At 64.6% G+C, this 20757-nt stretch carries 24 protein-coding genes and 1 pseudogene; 17 read left to right on the plus strand and 8 right to left on the minus strand.

The window, feature by feature from the left end; genetic code table 11:
- Window positions 1-397: 397 nt before the first annotated feature.
- On the minus strand, window positions 398-3148 hold the full coding sequence (gene rpoD, locus QPK31_RS17955) for an RNA polymerase sigma factor RpoD (RefSeq protein ID WP_290424263.1): 2751 nt from the start codon (window positions 3146-3148) through the stop codon (window positions 398-400).
- A 575-nt stretch (window positions 3149-3723) separates the two neighbouring features.
- Here rpoD and QPK31_RS17960 point away from each other — a divergent pair.
- The 9 genes from QPK31_RS17960 to QPK31_RS18000 all read left to right on the plus strand — a co-directional run bounded on the left by QPK31_RS17960 (window position 3724) and on the right by QPK31_RS18000 (window position 9592).
- Complete coding sequence (locus tag QPK31_RS17960) at window positions 3724-4272, plus strand: ProQ/FinO family protein (RefSeq protein WP_290424303.1); 549 nt, start codon at window positions 3724-3726, stop codon at window positions 4270-4272.
- A gap of 13 nt (window positions 4273-4285) precedes the next feature.
- Window positions 4286-4903 (plus strand): 3'-5' exonuclease, encoded by a 618-nt coding sequence (locus tag QPK31_RS17965; RefSeq protein WP_290424264.1) that lies wholly within the window; start codon window positions 4286-4288, stop codon window positions 4901-4903.
- A gap of 118 nt (window positions 4904-5021) precedes the next feature.
- Window positions 5022-5429, plus strand: coding sequence for a glutaredoxin family protein (locus tag QPK31_RS17970; RefSeq protein ID WP_290424265.1), 408 nt, complete (start codon window positions 5022-5024; stop codon window positions 5427-5429).
- A 104-nt stretch (window positions 5430-5533) separates the two neighbouring features.
- The gene (locus tag QPK31_RS17975) at window positions 5534-5689 is read left to right on the plus strand and encodes a hypothetical protein (protein ID WP_290424266.1); all 156 of its coding nucleotides are present in this window, start codon (window positions 5534-5536) and stop codon (window positions 5687-5689) included.
- A gap of 93 nt (window positions 5690-5782) precedes the next feature.
- Window positions 5783-5938, plus strand: coding sequence for a hypothetical protein (locus QPK31_RS17980; RefSeq protein WP_290424267.1), 156 nt, complete (start codon window positions 5783-5785; stop codon window positions 5936-5938).
- Between the two features lie 66 nt (window positions 5939-6004).
- Window positions 6005-6760 (plus strand): cytochrome c, encoded by a 756-nt coding sequence (locus tag QPK31_RS17985; RefSeq protein WP_374045822.1) that lies wholly within the window; start codon window positions 6005-6007, stop codon window positions 6758-6760.
- Window positions 6757-8022 (plus strand): cytochrome c, encoded by a 1266-nt coding sequence (locus QPK31_RS17990; protein ID WP_290424268.1) that lies wholly within the window; start codon window positions 6757-6759, stop codon window positions 8020-8022. Before QPK31_RS17985 ends, QPK31_RS17990 begins: the two co-directional genes overlap by 4 nt.
- 171 nt (window positions 8023-8193) lie before the next feature.
- A complete protein-coding gene (locus QPK31_RS17995) occupies window positions 8194-8901 on the plus strand; it encodes a DUF4241 domain-containing protein (RefSeq protein ID WP_290424269.1) in 708 nt (235 codons plus the stop codon).
- A 13-nt stretch (window positions 8902-8914) separates the two neighbouring features.
- Window positions 8915-9592, plus strand: a complete 678-nt coding sequence (locus tag QPK31_RS18000) for a hypothetical protein (protein ID WP_290424270.1) — start codon at window positions 8915-8917, stop codon at window positions 9590-9592.
- Window positions 9593-9664: 72 nt separating this feature from the next.
- Here QPK31_RS18000 and QPK31_RS18005 read toward each other — a convergent pair whose 3' ends face one another.
- Window positions 9665-10426, minus strand: coding sequence for an SDR family NAD(P)-dependent oxidoreductase (locus QPK31_RS18005; protein ID WP_290424271.1), 762 nt, complete (start codon window positions 10424-10426; stop codon window positions 9665-9667).
- Between the two features lie 230 nt (window positions 10427-10656).
- On the opposite strand from QPK31_RS18005, the gene udk reads away from it, so the two are divergent.
- Together udk and QPK31_RS18015 are read left to right on the plus strand one after the other, a co-directional pair.
- Window positions 10657-11298: a uridine kinase gene (udk, locus tag QPK31_RS18010; RefSeq protein WP_290424272.1), complete on the plus strand. Its 642-nt coding sequence runs from the start codon at window positions 10657-10659 to the stop codon at window positions 11296-11298.
- Window positions 11299-11437: 139 nt separating this feature from the next.
- Window positions 11438-11932, plus strand: coding sequence for a hypothetical protein (locus tag QPK31_RS18015; RefSeq protein WP_290424273.1), 495 nt, complete (start codon window positions 11438-11440; stop codon window positions 11930-11932).
- Between the two features lie 3 nt (window positions 11933-11935).
- On the opposite strand, the gene QPK31_RS18020 is transcribed toward QPK31_RS18015, so the two are convergent.
- Together QPK31_RS18020 and QPK31_RS18025 are read right to left on the minus strand one after the other, a co-directional pair.
- Window positions 11936-13057 carry a type IV pilus twitching motility protein PilT gene (locus QPK31_RS18020; protein ID WP_290424305.1) on the minus strand — a complete coding sequence of 374 codons (1122 nt, stop codon included), beginning with the start codon at window positions 13055-13057 and terminating at the stop codon, window positions 11936-11938.
- Between the two features lie 98 nt (window positions 13058-13155).
- Entirely contained in the window at window positions 13156-13629 is a 474-nt protein-coding gene (locus QPK31_RS18025) for a DMT family transporter (protein ID WP_290424274.1), read from the minus strand.
- 186 nt (window positions 13630-13815) lie between these two features.
- Between QPK31_RS18025 and QPK31_RS18030 the strand changes: the two are divergent.
- Window positions 13816-14373 (plus strand): annotated as a pseudogene (locus tag QPK31_RS18030) (RNA 2'-phosphotransferase).
- Between the two features lie 118 nt (window positions 14374-14491).
- Window positions 14492-15271, plus strand: a complete 780-nt coding sequence (locus tag QPK31_RS18035; RefSeq protein WP_290424275.1) for a head GIN domain-containing protein — start codon at window positions 14492-14494, stop codon at window positions 15269-15271.
- A gap of 300 nt (window positions 15272-15571) precedes the next feature.
- Here QPK31_RS18035 and QPK31_RS18040 read toward each other — a convergent pair whose 3' ends face one another.
- The 3 genes from QPK31_RS18040 to purU are packed head-to-tail and all read right to left on the minus strand — an operon-like array spanning window position 15572 to window position 17516.
- Entirely contained in the window at window positions 15572-16048 is a 477-nt protein-coding gene (locus tag QPK31_RS18040) for a copper chaperone PCu(A)C (protein WP_290424276.1), read from the minus strand.
- 39 nt (window positions 16049-16087) lie between these two features.
- Window positions 16088-16630, minus strand: a complete 543-nt coding sequence (locus tag QPK31_RS18045; protein WP_290424277.1) for a YaeQ family protein — start codon at window positions 16628-16630, stop codon at window positions 16088-16090.
- A gap of 16 nt (window positions 16631-16646) precedes the next feature.
- Window positions 16647-17516: a formyltetrahydrofolate deformylase gene (gene purU, locus QPK31_RS18050; RefSeq protein WP_290424278.1), complete on the minus strand. Its 870-nt coding sequence runs from the start codon at window positions 17514-17516 to the stop codon at window positions 16647-16649.
- 156 nt (window positions 17517-17672) lie between these two features.
- On the opposite strand from purU, the gene QPK31_RS18055 reads away from it, so the two are divergent.
- The 4 genes from QPK31_RS18055 to QPK31_RS18070 all read left to right on the plus strand — a co-directional run bounded on the left by QPK31_RS18055 (window position 17673) and on the right by QPK31_RS18070 (window position 20303).
- Window positions 17673-18698, plus strand: a complete 1026-nt coding sequence (locus tag QPK31_RS18055; RefSeq protein ID WP_290424279.1) for an NADP-dependent oxidoreductase — start codon at window positions 17673-17675, stop codon at window positions 18696-18698.
- A gap of 131 nt (window positions 18699-18829) precedes the next feature.
- Window positions 18830-19246 carry a phasin family protein gene (locus QPK31_RS18060; RefSeq protein WP_290424280.1) on the plus strand — a complete coding sequence of 139 codons (417 nt, stop codon included), beginning with the start codon at window positions 18830-18832 and terminating at the stop codon, window positions 19244-19246.
- Between the two features lie 34 nt (window positions 19247-19280).
- Window positions 19281-19832: a hemerythrin domain-containing protein gene (locus tag QPK31_RS18065; protein ID WP_290424281.1), complete on the plus strand. Its 552-nt coding sequence runs from the start codon at window positions 19281-19283 to the stop codon at window positions 19830-19832.
- A 102-nt stretch (window positions 19833-19934) separates the two neighbouring features.
- Window positions 19935-20303: a KGG domain-containing protein gene (locus QPK31_RS18070; protein ID WP_290424282.1), complete on the plus strand. Its 369-nt coding sequence runs from the start codon at window positions 19935-19937 to the stop codon at window positions 20301-20303.
- A 66-nt stretch (window positions 20304-20369) separates the two neighbouring features.
- On the opposite strand, the gene QPK31_RS18075 is transcribed toward QPK31_RS18070, so the two are convergent.
- Complete coding sequence (locus QPK31_RS18075; protein WP_290424283.1) at window positions 20370-20699, minus strand: four-helix bundle copper-binding protein; 330 nt, start codon at window positions 20697-20699, stop codon at window positions 20370-20372.
- Between the last annotated feature and the right edge of the window lie 58 nt (window positions 20700-20757).

Here is a 20757-nt window from a genome sequence, read left to right on the forward strand (position 1 = left end):
TGATCGTGATTGTGATTGTGACCTGCGGCCGTGATTGTGATCGTGATTGTGATTGTGACCTGCGGCCGTGATTGTGGCCTGCGGCCTTGACCGTACGGTGGGCACCCCGTGCCCACGCAGCTGCGTGCGTATCCTTTTGCCTGCGGCGGTGGAACATCGCCCGCAAACCCAAACGGCAGCCACGTCCATCTCATGCTGTACGAGCGACACCTTCCTGTCCGTGGCTACGGACACGTGCGTACCGCGTGGGCACGGAGTGCCCACCGTACTGTTTCGGCCGCAGGCCGCCATTGAAACAGGCCGCAGGCCAATAAGCATCCCGGGCCACAGGTCAATGGGCACAAAAAAATGCCGCCCGGTCGAAACGGGGCGGCATTCTCATTCGACCGAAGTCGGCTTATTTCTCGTGCAGGAAGGTCTTCAGCTTGTCCGAACGCGAAGGCTGACGCAGCTTGCTCATGGCCTTGGCTTCGATCTGGCGAATCCGCTCGCGGGTTACGTCGAACTGCTTGCCCACTTCTTCCAGCGTGTGGTCGTTCGACATCTCGACGCCGTAACGCATGCGCAGCACCTTGGCTTCGCGCGGGGTCAGCGAGTCCAGCACTTCCTTGATCACGTTGCGCATCGACGCGTGCAGCGCGGCGTCCAGCGGCGCCAGGGTCGTGTTGTCCTCGATGAAGTCGCCCAGCTGCGAATCGCCGTCCTCGCCCATCGGGGTTTCCATCGAAATCGGTTCCTTGGCGATCTTCATGATCTCGCGGACCTTGTTCTCCGGCATTTCCATCTTTTCGGCCAGGGTAGCGAGATCCGGCTCGCTGCCGGTTTCCTGCATGATCTGGCGCGAGATGCGGTTCATCTTGTTGATGGTCTCGATCATGTGCACCGGCACGCGGATGGTACGGGCCATGTCGGCGATCGAACGCGTGATCGCCTGGCGGATCCACCAGGTGGCATAGGTCGAGAACTTGTAGCCACGACGGTACTCGAACTTGTCCACCGCCTTCAGCAGGCCGATATTCCCTTCCTGGATCAGGTCCAGGAATTGCAGGCCGCGGTTGATGTACTTCTTCGCAATCGAGATCACCAGGCGCAGGTTGGCGACGGTCATTTCGCGCTTCGCGGTACGCGCACGCTTTTCGCCGGCAGCCATCTGCTTGTTGATCTTGCGCAGGTCGGCCAGCGGCAGCGCCACGCGCGCCTGCAGGTCGATCATGCGCTGCTGCAGTTCCTTGATGGCCGGCAGGTTACGGCTCAGCACCGCGCTGTACGGGTAGGCGCAGTCGACTTCGCGGTCGCCCCATTCCAGGTCGGTTTCGTTGCCCGGGAAGACCTTGATGAAGTGGGCGCGCGGCATGCCGCAGCGGTTCACGCAGATGTCCAGCACGGCACGCTCGATCGAACGCACTTCGTCCATCTGGCCGCGCAGGGTGTCGCACAGCTTTTCCACGACCTTCGCCGTGAAGCGGATGCCCAGCAGCTCGTTCGAGATGATGTCCTGCGCCTTCACGTAGGCAGCCGAACCATAGCCGGTGCTCTTGAAGGCGTGGCCCATGCGGTCGAACTGTTCTTCGATCAGCTTGAACTTCTCCAGGGCGCTCTTCTTCAGCTGCGCCAGTTGCTCGGTCGAGTAGCCGGCCGCGCCGCCGCTGGCTTCGCCGCCTTCTTCTTCGTCCTCTTCTTCCTCTTCCTCTTCATCGTCGTCCGACGAAGCGGCAGCCGGCGCCGGCGTGGTGGCGGCGGCGTTTTCGTTCAGGTCGACGAAGCCGTCCACGACTTCGTCGATCTTCAGCTCGTCGCTGGCGATCTTGTGCGACAGCGCGATGATTTCCGAAATCGTGATCGGGCAGGCCGAGATGGCTTGCACCATGTCCTTCAGGCCGCCTTCGATACGCTTGGCGATCTCGATCTCGCCTTCGCGCGTCAGCAGCGACACCGCGCCCATTTCGCGCATGTACATGCGGACCGGGTCGGTGGTGCGGCCGAAGTCGGAGTCGACGGTCGACAGCGCGGTCGCGGCGGCCGCTTCCACTTCGTCTTCGCTGGTCGGCGTCACGGCGTTATCCGACAGCAGCATCATTTCCGCTTCAGGAGCGCGCTCGTAGACGGCGATGCCCATGTCGTTGAAGGTGGCGATGATGCCTTCGATCGCTTCCGGATCGATGATGTTTTCCGGCAGGTGGTCGTTGATCTCGGCATGGGTCAGGTAACCGCGCTCCTTGCCCATGTTGATCAGGTTACGCAGCTGCTGGCGGCGTTTTTCCAGTTCCTCGTTCGAGAAGCCTTCCTCGCTCAGGTTGGCGATGCCCTTGGCCTTGCGCTCGCGCGCTTTGGAGACGGCCTTCAGTTCAGCGCGCTCGACGGCGTTCAGCGCCGCGACTTCGTCGTTCTCCGGCATGAATTCGCTCGGCTTGCGGCCACGGCGGCCCGGCACTTTGACTTGCGGCAGCAGGTAGCCCGAGGTATCGATCGCGGCCAGCGCGGCGGCGTCGGTGGTCTTGCTGACGGTGCTGCCGGCGGTCGCGATGGCGGTGGCGCCCGACGCCGCGCCCGGCTCGACGCGGCGGGTCCGGGTGCGCACGACTTTCGGGGCGGCTTCGGCAACGGCGGCGACGGCGGCTGCGGCAGGCGCCGGAACGGCGACGGCGGCCACGGCAGGCGCCGGCTCTTCGGCGGCCTTCAGTGCGGCCAGCTTCGAGGTGCGCTTGCGCACGATGACCGGGGCGACCGCCGGCGTGGTCGGTACCGTGTAGCCAGGGTCGGCTTCCGGCGCATCGCCTTCAGCGGCGGCGACAGGCTCGGCGGCAGCAGCAACGACGGGAGCGGCGACCGGCGCAGCCTGCTCGACGACCGGCGCGGCGTCGACGACTGGTGCGGCGTCGACCGCAGGCACGGCTTCGGCCACCGGCGCAGCAAGGTCCGGCGCAGCAACACCCGCCGTAGGAACGCCCCCGACTTCCGCCTCCACCGCCTCGGCCTGCGCCTTCAGCGACGCCAGCCGCGAACGGGTCTTCACCACCGTCACCTTGGCCGCCGCTTCCGTTTCGAGGAAGTAGGAGGTCGCGGTTTTGGGCACGGCCAGCTGCGCCGTGGTGGTTTTGGCCGGCGCCTTTTTCGCTGTCAGGGTCAAGGTCTTGGCGGTGTTCTTCATAAAAAAACTCTCCTGTCGAGGCGGGTGGACGCCTGCGAAGTCAATAATTCACCATGGCCCGCTGGGGCCGGGGGAAAGAAAATCGGGAATGGCCCTAATTAAGGGCGCACTGGCCGCAAATCAAGCTCGCCTTTTCCTGCGGCGGCACGCGGCCTGGCCGGATGCGCAAGGGGCAGGACGTCGATGGGCGGTGATCAAAATTGCGGTGTGCATGGCGGAACGAAAAAAAGCCCGTCAGGTGAAACGGGCTTGTATCTAATCTCGGTTAGAAGAGTAGAAGGGACAGCCGGCATTATGCCTTAAAGCAAGAATTGGTGATAATTGAAATATCCCATAATGGATATAAACAAACCACATAGTATTGCAAAACTGTTACCGAACAACTCTTCCGCCCGTCTGCGCCGGCGCAAGCCGCGCGCAAGGCAAGAGGCGGATCATACACGATTTCGCGGCCGGCGGCGCGTGCCTGGCTTGTCCGGCGCCGTCTTCCTGCCATCCGGCAAATGTCACACGATAGACGCACTTGTGCGAGCCCGCATGCTATCCTTCGCTTTCCTGCTATTACCATGAAGTCAATGAACACCATTAGTCCTGCCGCCGAATCCGCCGACGTCACCACCAGCACCCCTGCCGAGAACACCAGCCCGGACACCTCCGCGCCGGCTGCCGCGCCGGGCAAGGCCACGGAAAGCACGTCGGAACCGGCCGCCGCGCCAGGGGCGCAACCGGCCCCATCGGCACGCACCCTGCTCAAGCAATTGCAGCAGCAATTCCCCGCCTTCCGCGACTGCCTGCCGCTCGCCATCGGTATCGACAAGCAGCTGCAAGCGCGCATGCCCGGCCTCGACCGCAAGACCATGCGTGCCGCGCTGGGCATCCACACCGGCTCGATGCGCTACCTGCGCGCAATGGAAAAGGCGACCGTGCGCTACGACCTCGACGGCACCGCCGGCGCGGAAGTGACGGACACCCACCGCACCCATGCCAAGGAACAGCTGCAGCAACGCTTCAAGAAAGAAGCCGAGCGCAAGAAGGCCGAAAAAGCCGCCGCTGCCGAAGCCGAAGCGGCGCGCCTGCGCCAGGAAAAGCTGCAGCAGCTGGCCTCGAAGTTCTCGCGCAACTGAGCGCGCGCCCGCCTTGAGCACGAGCCTGAGCGCAGACGCGCCCGCCGAGGACACCCTGCCCCCGTACGTCGGCATCGCCTTGTCCGACGTACGCCTGGTGAAAACCGCCGGCGATGCCGCCGCCGCGATGGCGGCCTTGACGGCGGCCGACGTGGTCGGCTTCGACACCGAGTCCAAGCCGACCTTCGCCAAGGGCGAAAAATCGACCGGACCGCACCTGGTGCAGCTAGCCACCGACGACACCGCCTGGCTGTTCCAGGTCGGCGCGGCGCCGCTGCGCGCGGAACTGCAGGCCGTGCTGCGCGCCGTGCTCGAATCGCCCGACATCCTGAAGGTGGGCTTCGGCCTGGGCGACGACCTGCGCCGCCTGCAAGGCAAGCTCGGCATCGAGACGCGCAACGTGCTCGATCTGTCGACCGCCCTGCGCCGCCGCGGCGAGCGCAACACGCTGGGCGCCAAGACCGCCGTGGCGCGCTTCTTCTCCCAGGCGCTGACCAAGTCGAAACGCATCACCACCACCAACTGGGCGCTGCCGCAGCTGTCTGAAAAGCAGATCCTGTACGCGGCCGACGATGCCCACGTGGCCCTGCGTATCTACCGCCACTGGCGCGCCAACCCGGCCGCCGCCTGACCCGGCCTGACCTGGCAAAAAACCTATCATTGTTGACTGCTTCGGTTTAACAATTGAAGCGGTAATATTCCCGTGGCAACTACGCCGACACAATAAGACGTCACCACGGGAGACTGCATTGAAAAGCCTGAAAACCGTCCTTTCCTACCTCCTCATCATCGCCGCCGGCATCGCCATCGGCACCATCGCGCCCCGCGTGCCGCAATGGCTCAAGGGTGACTACACCGAAGGCAACTACGCCGCCTACTTCCCGAACCCGGGCACCAAGGTCGTGATGTATGGCACCTCGACCTGTCCGTTCTGCGCCAAGGCGCGCGAGTACCTGAACGAACGCGGCATCGCCTATGCCGACTACGACGTCCAGACGTCGCCGGCCGCCAAGGAAGCCTTCGGCAAGCTCGACGGCAAGGGCGTGCCGCTGATCCTGATCGGCAACCGCCGCATCGACGGCTTCAACCCGCCCGTCTACGACGCCGCCCTGAAGAACGCCGGCATCGCGCCGCGCACGGTGGCGCAGTCGAAGTAATTCCCTCGCGCGCCTCCCCGGCGCGTTTTTTTTTCGCAATGCGATGCCGCGTGACCAGACGGCGCGGCGTCGTTCTCCCATTACGTCTGTACCCAGGAGACACCATGAAACGCAAAGTCGCATTGTTCCTGTTCGCCCTCAGCTTCGGCCTGTCGGCCGCCCACGCCGCCAACCCGGCGCACTGCAACAAGCTCTATCAACTCTGCACCGACGACCCGGACTGGTGCTACGAGCAGCTGCTGGCCTGCCTGGCACGCTGACAAGCCGATTTATTTTTTCGCAACAATGATGCCGCGACAACAGACGGCGCGGTATCATCCTGTCATCCCGTCTGCCTGAACGGAGAGATGCACATGAAACGCAAGTTCGCATGGTTTTTGTTTGCCCTCAGCCTTGGCACCACGGCGGCGCATGCCGGTAACCCGGACCTGTGCTGGAAGTTCTACCGGGTCTGCGACCCTTACGTATCCGACTGCTGGGCAGAGTACGAGGCCTGCCTCGCAAGCTGACACGCATAATGCTTGACGTGACACCGGGCCGGCGCATCGCCGGCCTCGCAACGACAGGAAACCGATTTGACGACCAGCCAGCATCGCCCTCACCCGATTCGCGCATCCGCAGCGCGCACCCTGGCGGCTGCCGCGCTGGCTTCCTCGATCTTCACCGCGTTCGCGCATGCCCAGCCCCAGGCGCCGGGCAGGATTCCCGACACCCTCGAGCAGCGCGTCGCCGCCTGCATCGCCTGCCACGCGCCGAAGGACACGGCCGGCGCCCGCGCCGGCGGCGTCTACTTCCCGCGCATCGCCGGCAAGCCGTCCGGCTACCTGTATAACCAGCTGGTGAACTTCCGCGAAGGGCGGCGCCAGTATCCCCTGATGACCTGGATGGTGAACCACCTGTCCGACCCTTACCTGCACGAGATCGCCGACTACTTCGCCGCCCAGCACCCGGCGGTGCCAAGCCCGCCGCCGTCGCGCGAACCGGCGGCCGTACTGGCGCGCGGCGAACAGCTGGTGCGGCGCGGCGACCCGGCACTGAAGCTGCCGGCCTGCGTGGCCTGCCACGGCGAGCGCCTGGGCGGCGTCGCGCCCGGCATCCCGGGCCTGCTGAACCTGCCGCGCGACTATGTGAACGCCCAGCTCGGCGCCTGGCGCAACGGCGTGCGCCGCGCCCATGCTCCGGACTGCATGGCCACGATTGCCGAGCGCCTGAGTCCGGGCGACGTGGCCGCCATCTCGGCCTGGCTGGCCGGCCAGCCGACACCGCCCGGCCTGCGCCCGCTCGAACGCGCCGAGCGCCGGCTCCCGTTTGCCTGCGGCAGCGCGCCATGACCCGCCGCCTGCTGCTCCTCGTCGGCGCCCTGCTGGCCGCACTGGCGATTGCCGCCGCCCTGGCCTGGCCGCGCGAACAGTTCGTGCCGGCCTCGCCGGACGCCTGGGCCGGCACCTCGAACAACATCGCGCGCGGCGCCTACCTTGCCCGCGCCGGCGACTGCATGGCCTGCCACACCGCACGCGGCGGCGCGCCCTACGCTGGCGGACGCGCCATGGAAACGCCCTTCGGCACCCTGTACACGCCGAACATCACTTCGGACCGCGTGACCGGCATCGGCAAGTGGAGCGCCGACGATTTCTGGCGCGCCCTCCACAACGGCAAGTCGCGCGACGGCCGCCTGCTGTATCCGGCCTTTCCCTATACGAACTACACGAAAGTCGCGCGCGCCGATGCCGACGCCCTGTTTGCCTACCTGCGCAGCCTGCCGCCGCGCCAGGTACAGAACCGTCCGCACGCGCTGCGCTTCCCCTACGACAGCCAGCTGGCCCTGGCCGGCTGGCGGCTCCTGTATTTCAAGCCCGGCGTGTTCGAGGGCGATGCGACACGCGACGCACAGTGGAACCGCGGCGCCTACCTGGTCGAGGGCCTGGGCCACTGCAGCGCCTGCCACAGCGCGCGCAACCGCCTGGGGGCATCGGACGACGGGCTCGGTGGCGGCCTGATTCCCACGATCGGCTGGTATGCGCCTTCGCTCACCGCCGACAGCGAAGCCGGCCTGGGCAAGTGGCAGGAAGACCACATCGTGCAGCTGCTGCGCACCGGCGTGGCGCCCGGCGCCAGCGTGACCGGGCCGATGGCGGAAGTGGTGGCGCAAAGCCTGCAGCACATGAACGAAGGCGATGTGCGGGCGATGGCGGTGTACCTGAAATCGCTGCCGGCCGGGCCGGTGGCGGCGCGCGAACCGGCGCCCAGGCCGCCGGAACAGGTGCTGGAACAAGGCGGGCAGCTGTACCGCCAGCATTGCGCCGCCTGCCATGGCGCGCGCGGCGAGGGACTCGGGCCCTACCCTGCGCTGGCGGGCAACCGGGCGCTCACGCTGGAGGAGCCGGTGAATGCGATTCGCTTGGTGTTGAATGGTGGCTTTGCGCCGGCCACTGCCGGCAATCCAAGGCCGTATGGCATGCCGCCGTTCAGCCATGTGCTGGACGATGCGCAGGTGGCGACGCTGGTGAGTTATTTGCGCGCCAGCTGGGGGAATAAGGCAGCGCCGGTGACGAGTGCGCAGGTGAACCGGTATCGGGCGGTGCCGCTGGATTAGGATTTTATTTTTCCTGAATGACTGCCAGCGCAGCAGTATTGGGACACTCGCCCTGTCGTGATTTGGGAATGGAATATAGCGATGAGATAAGCGTTTGACCCAATACGATCGGCCAGAAACGGACCCTGAGGCGCCTTGGCGCATCCAACCTAAGAGAACAGGAATTGCCTAGTGCTCGAAGCAAACCACGAAAACTTCCGAACCGTGCTCGAACGTCGCGGGGCGTATGCGAAATCACTTCCCGACCATGTGTGGTTTCCTCGCTTTTTTGACGAAAGCACCATCGATGGCGTGGCGATCGAGACGGTCGAGGTGGGAAGACTTCCTGTTCCATCAGGTCGAATTGTGCTCGCCGATCCGTTCTACTTCACGGCTGAGTTTACCCAACCATTGCGCCGGCGGGTTCCTCCAGGCGATTACCCCGTAGTGGTGGCATTTGCTGATCTGCACACTTGGGGACGCCGCGTCGCTTACGCGCGCCTGCAATTTTCTTCCGCCCAGATAGTGTCTTGGGAGCTAGCGGAAAATACCGACGCGAGTGAGCTGAACGTATTCATTGGGGTAGACAGCGGAATGGTCTGTTTCGCTGATCTCGATGCGGCCCACATCCTGTCACGAGCGCTCAAGGAATTCGAGCTTAATCGTCCTGATGGTAACTATTACGACGATGTTCTCGCACGTGACATCCCGGCTGACGCTAACTGGGGCGAGCATCGACCGGATTCCGGATCTCCGTTAAGCGTAATACTCACAAGCTCGGGCCTCGGAGACGGCGTCTACTTTGCATATTGGGGTCTTGACGAGAACGGCGTTCCCGCCGAGCTGGTCGTTGACTTTCAACTTTTTGACAAGAATGGTTCTGTATGTCGTTCGAACTAGGCTTGGCTAGCCTATGAAGGCATCCTTGCCAGCGTTGGAAAGCGTTGAACGAAGCAGTCGTATCAGCCATGACAACCTCTCCGCGATGACCATCTCCATACATCAAGTCCGCGAGAACGCGGAAAAGTTGCGCGTACTAAACGCACGAATCAACGAAACCGTGAAGCTTCGATCGGTCTCTCGAGAGGGATGGGAAGCGTGGAACGTTGCATGCAAAGCGTTTCATGAGCAGCTTGCTGCCCTTTCCTTTCCGGGGGGAGAAAGCGGCTGGCAAGCTTTTCTATCAAAGCAGAACGACGGTATCGAACTTGCCTTGGTATTCCTGGAAGCAGATGAAACCACATTCCGCTCTGGTTATCACATGCAGATTGTCTGGGATCGTCTCAAGCGTCTCGTCTTGTCACCCGATCAGTCTGCCCGGCTTGAAGAGGTAGCGATCGCTTATCTTCACAAACGCGTACGACGCGAGTTCTGGCATATGGCGAAATACATGCGCCTGTATGCCAGCGCTTCGTTTTGGCAACGCGTTGTTGCGTGTGCAGCGGGAAGTGAGCTTGCCACTGCGCGGAAGGCCCGTTGGCTTCTGCTTGTGCGCGATGGTTTCCCGGTGCGTCGATGGATTGAGCGCGAACTTACCCGGCAGAAGTATGGAACGGATTACGTCGCCCGTCTGGACTTCGGCCACCCCTGATCGCCTGGCGAAGAATGCGTTGCTTGATGGTCCGAGGCGCTTCGTCACGAGTCGCCTCGGACGTTAGCTTCTTTACTGCGGCGGCTGCCCATTCGACGCCATCAGCCCCGCATCGACCGGCAAGTTCACGCCCGTAATCAGGCGCGCGTCCTCACTGGCCAGGAAGGCCATCACCGCCGCAACGCCCTCCGCGTCCTCGGGTGCGCCGAGCGGCATGCGTTCCTTGAACTTGGCAACCAGTTCCGGATCGCTCACCATGTCTTCGGTCATGCCGGTTTTGGTAAAGCTCGGATTGACCGCATTCACCCGCACGCCGTCCTTGCCCGCATCCATCGCCATCGCGCGCACCATGTTGCTGACCGCACCTTTCGAGGTGTTGTAGGCGAACATATTCCAGTCCCCGCCCAGGCCCGAGACCGAGGACGTCATCACGATCGAACCACGCACCTTCACGAGTTCGGGCATCGCCGCCTTGGCCATGTGGTAGTAGCCGGCCACATTCACGGCCATGACGCGCTCGAAGTCTTCTTCGCTGGTCTGCGTGATGTCGCCTTCAACCGCCATCCCGGCGTTGTTGATCAGGATATGCAGCCCGCCGAACTTGTCGACGGCCGCCTTGACGGCGTCGGCCGCGGTTTGCTTGTCGGCCGTGTCGCCGACCTGCACGAGAACGCGGTCCTGCGGCAATTTGGCAGCGGCTTCCTCCAGCTTGTCGCCGTCGATATCGAGCATCACGACACGCGCGCCTTCGTCGACGAAGCGGCGGGCGGCAGCCAGGCCGATGCCGGAAGCGGCGCCCGTGACCAATACGGTTTTATCGTTGAAACGGTTCATTCTGACTCCTTTGAAAAACGCCACAGCGGCAACGACCTGTCGACTCGGACAAAGTCTGGTTGCTGTGGGTTGATTAGTTCACAAGAATTTTGAACACGACCATAGCACAGCCATCCAAACGCCGATTTTCGATGTCGGCTGGCAACGTCATCAGGCGCAGGATCGCTGCAAACCGCCCGCCGCATCAGCCGCCCCTGTCGGTTCCCCCGCCGCTCCGGTATCATGCGGGGATGAATCAAATTTCCTCCCCTCCGTTTGTCATTGGTGTCGCTGGCGGTAGCGGCAGTGGCAAGTCAACGGTGTCCCGGCAAGTGCTGGCTTCCTTCGGCGATGACATGGTCTCGGTCGTGATGCAGGACGACTACTACCGCGACCAGTCCGACCTCAGCCCGGAAGTGCGCCGCAAGCAGAACTACGACCATCCGCAGGCCTTCGACTGGCCGCTGCTGGTCCAGCATGTGCAGGCCTTGCGCAATGGCGAAACGATCGAGATGCCGGTGTACGACTTCACGATCGACAACCGCTCGAACAAGACCATCACCGTCACGCCGGCCCCGGTCATCGTGATCGAAGGCCTGTTCGCCCTGTACGACGCGGACCTGCGCAACATGATGTCGCTGAAGATCTTCGTCGACACCGCGCCGGACGTGCGCTTCATCCGCCGCATGCAGCGCGATATCACCGACCGTGGCCGTTCGGTGGAAAGCATCGTCGGCCAGTACATGGAAACGGTGCGGCCGATGCACAAGCAGTTCATCGAGCCGACCAAGCGCTACGCCGACGTCATCCTGCCGCACGGCGCCAACTACCCGGCGGTCGATGTCATCACGACCAAGGTCGCCAGCGTCATCGGCAAGCTGAACCGGCCCTGATCCGGCCGCCCTGCCGTCCCGCGGCGCTCTGTTTGCAATCGAACAGACGCGCCCATCCATCCAGCCTACCGTGGTGAACCCGGCAACGCGGGGCGACAACGCACGCCCGCATTGCCTTCACTTTTCAGGCGGAGTATTCATGGAACGATACAAGGCGGCAGTGGTAGGTGGGCTGATTGCGGGCGTGGTGACGACCGCGGTCATGGTGGCGGGCCGCAAGAGCGGCGTGCTGGGCAAGACGCTGGACCGCGACGCGGTCGACTGGATCGATGACCTGACCGGTTCGCGCGCGATGATCGGCGACACCGGCACCAGCGTCGTGGAATTTGCGAATCACCTGGGCGCCTCGGCGGCCTTTGCGGCGGCGCTGCCCAAGCTGCGCGAACTGCTGCCTTCCCTCTCCCCGGTAGCGCTGGGCACCCTGTACGGCACCGCCCTGTACGCCGTGAACATCGGCTGCATCGCTCCGGTGCTCGGCATTACCGAAGGCGAGGTGAAAGCCGGCCCGCGCAAGGCGACCGAACGCTGGGCCGTGCACGTGATCCAGGCGGTGGTGTCGGCCCTGCTGGCCGAACGCCTGGCCTCCGGCAGCACGATCGCTACCGATTTCGACTTCGACCTGGGCTTGAACTAAGACTCAAACCAGCTCGGCGAACCCGACGCGGTCGGTGGTGGCGTTGCGTGCATCCTCGACGCTGACCTTGTGCCCTTGCAGCAGGCGCTCGAGCGAGGCGTTCATGGTGTGCGTGCCCGGGTCGCGGCCGCTGTTCATGTGGGCGCGCAGCGCACCCAGGTCGCCCGCTTCGACCAGGCGCGCCACGGCCGGCGTATTGCTCAGGCATTCAGTGGCGAGGTGGTAGCGGTTGGCGTCGAGCGACGGCAGCAGCGCCTGGCACAGCACGCCGCGCAGCGCGTGCGCCAGCGCTTGCGCCTGCGATTCGGAGTTGCCGAGCAGGCGCAGCATCTTTTGCAAACCCATCTCGGTGGAACGCGCATGCAGCGAGGCCAGCACCAGCGGGCCGGATTCGGCCAGGGCCAGGGCTTCCTGGGCGGTCTGGGCGTCGCGGATCTCGCCGATCACGATCACGTCCGGCCGCTCGCGCAGCGCGTCCAGCGCGCCCAGGTAGTAACTCTCGACGTCGCCGTCCTTGCCCACCTCGCGCTGGGTGATGATGCACTTGCGCTGCGGGATCAGGGTCTCGACCGGGTCTTCGATGGTGATGATGTGGCCCGAGCGGCGCTTGTTGATTTCGTCGATCATCGAGGCAATCGTCGTCGACTTGCCCTGGCAGGTGTCGCCGATGATCAATACCAGGCCGCTCGTCAGGCGCGCGAAGTCCTGGGCGTCGCCGGACAGGCCGAGTTCGCCAAGGGGCAGCGGTTCCTTCGGGAAGCGACGGATGACGCAGCCCCAGCGCTTCTTGCCCTGGAAGCTGAAGCAGTTGGCGCGGATGCGCGCCGTGTGCAGGTCGATCGAGCGGTCGAAGGCGCGGTCGGCGATGCGCTCGGCCCAGTTCGGCTCGATGACATCGAAAAATTCTTCCAGTTCCTCGCGCGTGATCGGCGAATCCGTCACCGCCACCAGGCCCTTCGGCTGGCGCAGCATCAGCGGACTGTTCTGGTGGATGATGATGTCCGAGAACACCAGGCGGGAGTTCAGCAGGTGCAGGATCTGCTCGACCAGGGTGCCGAAGACCGGGTGGTCTTCGTTCTCGATGTAGGTCAGCGTGGGGATTTGCGAGGACTGGTGATGTTCCATCTGGCGTAGCTCTTGGCTCAATCGAAGTGTCGTTCAGACAATGCCGACAATTATAAAACCATGCCCGGCAGAAAATGCATCTGCCGGCGAGAAATTGTTTAGCGTTCCAATGCCGCCACAATCTTGTCGCCGAACAGGGTCAGGGCCACGCCCGCCACCACGACCAGGGCGCCGGCCAGGCGGATGGTGGAGACCTTGCGCACGGCCATATTGATCAGGCCAAAGTTATCGATCGCCATCGACATCATCAGCTGGCCGGCGATCACCAGCACCACCAGGTTCAGCAGGCCGATACGCGGCGCCAGGAACACGGTGCCGAAGACAAAGGCCGCGCCGAGCACGCCGCCGGTCATTTTCCACAGCGGCTGGTGCACCAGCGCGCCCAGGGCTTCGCCCACGCCGCCGCGGGCAAAGGCGGCAATGCCGAGCACCACGGTGCCGACGGTGAACGAGATCCAGGCGGCTACCACCGAGTTGGCGTGCAGGGCGCCGGCCAGCTGGCTGTTGATGGCGGCCTGCACCGAAATAAAGAGGCCTACACAAAAGGCCAGGACAAACAACAGCGCATTCATCTTCCACTTCCTTTCCGGCGGGGCCGGAGTCAAAAAGGGCAAGATTGTAGTGGATACGGGGAGCGCACGCACCAATTCGGGGAATGAGGAACCATCCTGGCACGCTTGGCGTTGCTCAAATGCACTATTTTGGATCGGCTAGCCGGATGCCCTGCTATCATTGCGTTCTGAACAACAGGACCCACCATGCGCGACCATTTGACCGACACCAGCAAATTCCTGAGCTTTGTCCTGCGCCACGAACCCGGCGCCATCGGCGTCACGCTCGACACCGAAGGCTGGCTCGCCATCGACGACCTGATCGACGGCGCCGCGCGCTACGGGCGCCAGCTCGACCGCGCTTTGATCGAGGCGGTCGTAGCCGGCAACGACAAGAAGCGCTTCGCCCTGTCCGAAGACGGCCGGCGCATCCGTGCCGTGCAGGGCCACTCGACGGCGAGCGTGGCGCTCAGCCACCGCGAGGCGATACCGCCGGCTGTCCTGTACCACGGCACGGCCACGCGCTTTCTCGATGCGATCCGCTAACAGGGCTTGCGGCCGGGTGCGCGTCATCACGTGCATTTGTCGGCCGACGAGGCAACGGCGGTCGGCGTTGGCAAGCGGCATGGCAAGCCGCTGGTGCTGCGTGTCGATGCGGCGGCGATGCAGGCGCAGGGATTGCGCTTCTACCTGTCCGAGAACGGCGTCTGGCTGACCGACGCAGTGCCCGCCATGTACCTGACTCCGCTGCCACACGGCGCCTGATCGCCGGTCCCGGCATGCTGCATCCTGGTCGCGCCGCGCTGCCGTTCGTCGCAAAACATTCGAACGCGCGCGGGTACTTCGTTAGAGTCGCAGCATCGACATCCATGAGGACAACATCATGACCAGCACTGCCACCTTTTCCTTTACCCGCCGCGCCTTGCTGGCTGCCGGCATTGCCGCCAGCCTCGCCGTCGCCGGCCACGCCAGCGCCGCTTCCTGGTCCTGGGGCAGCGAACAAGTCCGGGGCAGCGGCCGCATCGTCAAGCAGAACCGGCAAGTGGGCGGCTTCAGCGGCCTGTCGCTGGGCACGCCGGGACGGGTCGAACTGCGCATCGGGAACAGCGAGAGCGTGACCGTCGAGGCCGACGACAATGTGCTGCCGCTGCTGGAAACCGTGGTCGAGGACGGCGTGCTGAAGATTCGTCCGGCACGGCGCGACCTGGGCTTCTCGAACACCAGGATCCGCGTGGTGGTGCAGGCGCGCGCGATCGAGCGTTTGTCGCTGGGCGGCTCGGGCAGCATCCATGCCGACCCGCTGCGCGCGAAGCGGCTCGATATCGACATGGGCGGGTCGGGCGAGATCAGGCTGAAAGGCGTGGAGGCCGACACGCTGTCGGTGTCGCTGGCCGGCAGCGGCGATATCGAGGCCGAGGGCGGGAGCGTGGAGAAGCTGTCGGTGTCGATCAAGGGCTCGGGCGACGTCGACCTGGGCCGGGTGCAGGCGACCAGCGCCAGCGTGTCGGTGGCGGGGTCGGGCGACGCGGTGGTGGCGGCGCGCAACCGGCTCGGCGTGTCGATCGCTGGGTCGGGCGATGTGAAGTATTACGGCGATCCGCAGGTGAGCAAGTCGGTTGCGGGGTCGGGGGAAGTCAAGCGCGTTGGTACGTCGGCGCGGTGACAAAATGGCCTGCGGCGGTGACCGTACGGTGGGGCTGTTGAGGCCGGGGGCCTCAACAGCGAAGTGCCCACGCGGTTACGTGCTGATCCGGAGTTCGTGGCCGGGATGACCCGCCCCGCGGCGCCAACCATGACGGCGAAGCCAACATGGCGCTTTTGGACGCGCCACCATCCCGCATATTTTGCGACGCAATCAAGCGCCAACATAACGCACCGTTCCGCGTGGGCACGGGGTGCCCACCGTACGGTCCAGGTCAACACAAGCACGTCAGCCAACGGTACGCATACCGCGGGTCACGACTCAATGCCCGTGATGCCCCTGCATCGCCGGCGCCACATACGTCAGCGGCTTGACCTGCGCCTCCACCGTCACGCTGGTGCGCTTCTTCGCCGCGTCCTGCACCACCAGGGTCACCGGCACGGTCTCGCCTTCCTTCAGCTGGCGCTTCAGCTCGAAGAACATCAGGTGGTAGCCGCCCGATGCCAGGTGCACCGGCTTACCCGCAGGCAGGTCGATCCCGTCCACCGCGCGCATGCGCATGGTGTTGTTTTCCATCGCCATCTCGTGGATCTCGGCGCGGCCGGCAACTGGCGTACTCACGCTCACCAGGCGCGCGTTCGTCGCCGATTGCAGGTGCATGAAGGCGCCCGCGCTCTTCGCGGCCGGCACGGTGGCGCGCACCCAGGGGTCGGTGACACTCAGTTGCACGCTTGTTTGCGCCAGCGCGCTCGTTGCAAACAGGCCGGCGGCCAGGGAGGCAATCAGGTGTCGGTTCATGAGTCGTAACACGAAAGGGATAATCGGGCGATTATAGCCTCAGGTGCCGGCCTTCAGGGTCTCGCGTTCGACCAGCACGGTGTCGACGCTGTCGGTCAGCCACACCTGGCCGTCCTGGATCGTGCACTGCAGCTGCATGGCGCGCTTGGCCAGCTTTTCCAGGCCGGCGCTGGCCTCGGCCGGGATGTTGATCACGGTGAGGTTGCGGGCGCGGTCGACCTTGCTTGCGATGCCCTTCCACCAGATGCTGCTGGTGGCGCTGTAGCTGTAGACGAACACGTGCTCGGCGCGGCCGCAGGCGCGCAGCAGGCGCTTGTCGTCGGGCTGGCCGATTTCGATCCAGGTGTCGATGGCGCCGGTCAGGTCCTTCTGCCACAAATCCGGCTCGTCGGTGTCGAACAGGCCCTTGGTAAAGGTGAGCGATTCGCTCGCGTGCAGCGCGAACGCCAACACGCGGATCATCACGCGCTCGTCGGTCTCGGATGGATGGCGGGCGATGGTCAGCCCGTGCTCCGCATAGTAATTGCGGTCCATGTCCGCGATCTGCAGGTCTGCCTTGTAAATCGTTGCTTTCAGCGCCATTGATACTCTACTTAAATTATTTAAAGACGACGGTCCTGTCGCCATTCTGCAGAACCCGGTGTTCCACGAACCATTTCACCGCCCGCGCCAGCACCACGCACTCCACATCGCGACCGATCGCAGTGAGTTCGTCGGCGGTCATCGCGTGGTCGACCCGCTCGACATCCTGCTCGATGATCGGGCCTTCGTCGAGATCGCCCGTCACGAAGTGGGCGGTCGCGCCGATCAGCTTGACGCCGCGCCGGTGCGCCTGCGCATACGGACGCGCCCCCTTGAAGCTCGGCAGGAAGGAATGGTGGATATTGATCGCCCTGCCCTTCAGGGCTTCGCACAGTCCCGGCGACAGGATCTGCATGTAGCGCGCCAATACCACCAGGTCGATCTTGTGCATGTCGAGCAGCTCGATCACGCGCGCTTCCTGGGCCAGCTTCGCGTCTTCCGACGCACCCGTTGCCAGCGGCAAGTGATGAAACGGGATATTGTAACTCGCCGCAAGCTGGTAGAAGTCCATGTGGTTCGAGACGATGGCCGGAATTTCCACCGGCAGCAGGCCGCTCTTGTAGCGGAACAGCAGGTCGTTCAGGCAGTGGCCGATCTTCGAGACCATGATCAGCACGCGCGGCTTGGCGTGCGCATCGTGCAGCTGGCCGCGCATGCCGGTCTGCTGGCAGAAGGCCTCGAAGGCGCCGCGCAGGTCGCCCTCGGCCACCGCCGGGTCTTCCGCCGCGAAGTGCACGCGCATGAAGAACAGCTGCGATTCCGGATCGCCGAACTGGGCCGAATCGATGATGTTGCAGCCGTGCTCGGCCAGGAAGCCTGCCACGCGCAGCACAATGCCGCGCTGGTCGTTGCAGGACAGGGTCAGGATGTATTCCGGATGCGTCATGGTGGCGGCTCGCAGGTAAGTAGCAGATAAGGGCAAACGTCGTTCGATTGTCGCATGAGCTTGCAAAAATGGCCACGCGAGAAAACGCACGACCGTCCGTTTATTCGGTATAGTGTTTCAGGACTTCTAACAACCACCTGAACGGAGACACGCGCCATGACCCTCGCCGCAAACGACCAATTCCTTCTCGCCGCCCGCCCGGTCGGCCTGCCGAAAGACAGCGACTGGCTGCGCGCCGCGCCGCCGCTGGCCGAGCTGCAGGACGGCGAAGTGCGCATCAAGGTCCTGTACATCTCGCTCGACCCGGCCATGCGCGGCTGGATGAACGAAGGCAAATCCTATGTGCGTCCGGTGAACATCGGCGAAGTCATGCGCGCCGGCGGCATCGGCATCGTCGAGGAATCGAAGTCGTCGAAATTCAGCGCCGGCGACACGGTAATGGGCGTGATGGGCGTGCAGCGTTACTGGAGCGGCCCGGCCGAGGACAAGGGCGCGATGCTGGCGAAGGTCGACCCATCGATGGCGCCGCTGCCGACCTGGCTGAACGCCCTCGGCATGCCGGGCATGACGGCCTACTTCGGCCTGCTCGACGTCGGCCAGCCGAAGCCGGGCGAGACCGTGGTGGTGTCGGGCGCGGCCGGTGCGGTGGGCATGACGGTGGGCCAGGTGGCGCGCCAGATGGGCTGCCGCGTGGTCGGCATCGCCGGCGGCGAAGACAAATGCCGCTTCGTAGTCGAGGAGCTGGGATTCGATGCCTGCATCGACTACAAGGCCGGTCCGGTGCATGCCGGCCTGAAGGAACACTGCCCGCAAGGCGTGGACGTGTATTTCGACAATGTCGGCGGCGACATCCTCGACGCGGTGCTCACCCGCATCAACATGAAGGCGCGCATCGTGATTTGCGGCGCGATTTCGCAGTACAACGTCACCAGCGCGGTGAAGGGTCCGGCCAACTACCTGTCGCTGCTGGTGAACCGTGCGCGCATGGAAGGCATGCTGGTCACCGACTACGCCGCGCGCTACCCGGAAGGCGTGGCGACGATTGCCCGCTGGATGGGCGAAGGCAGCTTCAAGACCCGCGAACACATCGTCGAGGGCTTCGAGAACTTCCCGTCGGCCCTGCTGATGCTATTCGAGGGCAAGAACCTCGGCAAGCTGGTGCTGAAGGTCGCCGACGCCTGAGGTTCAGCCTCCCGCAATAGCCGCACGCGCCTTGACCCATTTCAGGGCGCGTGCAATCTCCTTGAACTTGTGCGGCCTGGGAGCGTCTACTTCGACGCTCTTTCCAACCCACCGCTCACTTCGAGGACAGCATGCCAACCTTCCCCACCGACAATCCTGCCCTGCAGGCCCAGCTCAATACCCAGGTCGACCTGTTCACGCAGATGTCGCGCCACGCCGTCGATGCCGCCGGCCAGATCGGCGAACTCAACCTGCGCATGATGCGCCAGATGTTCGACGATTCGATCCGCTACGGCCGCGCCCTGGCCGCCTGCAAGGACCCGTTCCAGATGGGCGCCGTCGCCATGCGCGAGACGCAGCCGACGGTCGAGCACCTGCGCGCCTGGCAGGGCGAACTCATGAAAGTGCTGGGCGCCGGCACCGCGGCCCTGGCGCGCGACGCCAACGACGGCGGCTGGCAGGCCGCGCGCGGCGCCGAGAGCTTCATGCAGGCCGGCAGCGGCGGCGCCGCGCCCGACGGCAAGGCGGCGCATGCGCCGGTGCGCTGACGCCGCCCGCCCCTTTCACCGAACGGAGGCTCCCATGGCACCATCCGGCAAACGCCAGGACCGGCCGGCAGACGCGCTCGCGCTGCTGCGCCACGAACACGACAGGATCCGCCAGCTGTTCGGCGAATTCGAGCGCCTGCGCGGCATCGAGGACGAGGACGAGCGCAAGGCCGAGCTGGTCGACGAGATCTGCTACGAACTGACCCTGCACGCCATCGTCGAGGAAGAACTGTTCTACCCGCTGCTGCGCGCGGCCGCCGACGACGACGAGATGATGGACGAAGCCGAGGTCGAGCACGCCGGCGTGCGCGAACTGGTCAGCCAGCTCGAAGTGATGTACCCCGGCGACGACCATTTCGAGGCCACCGTCGCGGTCCTGGCCGAGGAAGTGGAACACCACGTCGTGATGGAAGAAAGCGACATGTTCGACACCGCGCGCAAGTCCGGCATCGACCTGGCCGCGCTCGGGCGCAAGATGCAGGCGCGCCGGCGCGAACTCGACGAAGACCTGGACGACTCGCCCGACGTGATCGACGCGATGGAACCGCACGCCGGCATGCGCCTGCCGCCGCGCGCACCGGACTGAAGGAACTAACGGGACCGTGGTGTCTCTAACCGCACGAGCGCGGCAATGCGGCGCTTGTAAGCTTCTTCATCCACTCATGTGCAGGGCAACCAGGAGAGCGACATGGCGACAAGCAAGGAGAGCGGCAAGAGCGCGGGCAGCTCCGGAGGCAGCGCGCAGAAGGGCAGCAGCGGCAGCGGATCGGGTGGCAGCACCGGACCTGCCAAGCGCGGCTTCGCGGCGATGGACCAGAACCAGCAGCGCGAAATCGCCAGCAAGGGTGGCCAGGCCGCCCACCAGAAGGGAACGGCGCACGAATTCGATTCCGAAGAAGCGCGCCGCGCGGGGCAGAAAGGCGGTGAGGCAGTCAGCCGCAACCGTGCACACATGGCCGACATCGGCCGCAAGGGCGGCGAAAGCCGCCAGTCCGCCAACCGCGCCGCCAGCGCCGCCAAGGCAAGCGGCAACCGCCAGGGAGGCAAGGAGGAATAAGGCGGGCGGATCCTGTCTGCCCGCTTGATCCATGCGCGGCCTCGTGTTAGCGGCGGGGTCGCGCCCTTACGCCGCCATCTTTTCGCACGCTTCCGCACAGCGCCTGCACGCCGCCGCGCATTGCTGGCAATGGTCCATGTCGTGCTTCCCGCACTCTTCGGCACAGGCCCGGCAGATCAGCGCGCACAGCCGGCACACCTCGGCGGTATGCTCGCTCCCGCGCGCCATCACCCCCGCCGCAAACCGGCACATCTGGCTGCAATCCATATCCAGCGCAATGCAGCGCGCCATCATTTTCACATCCTCTTCCTGCAGGCAGCTTGCCGCGCAATGGTCGCAGGCCAGCGCACAGGCGTTGCAGGCGTCGATACAGCTTTGAAAATCCATGGCTTCCATGTCGTTCTCCCGAATGCTGACAAATAGACAAACAGGATAGAACCCGACTGCGCGCGGC

Origin of the sequence: Massilia sp. YIM B02769 (genome assembly GCF_030411995.1) — a bacterium.
Classification (GTDB): Bacteria; Pseudomonadota; Gammaproteobacteria; order Burkholderiales; family Burkholderiaceae_D; genus Telluria.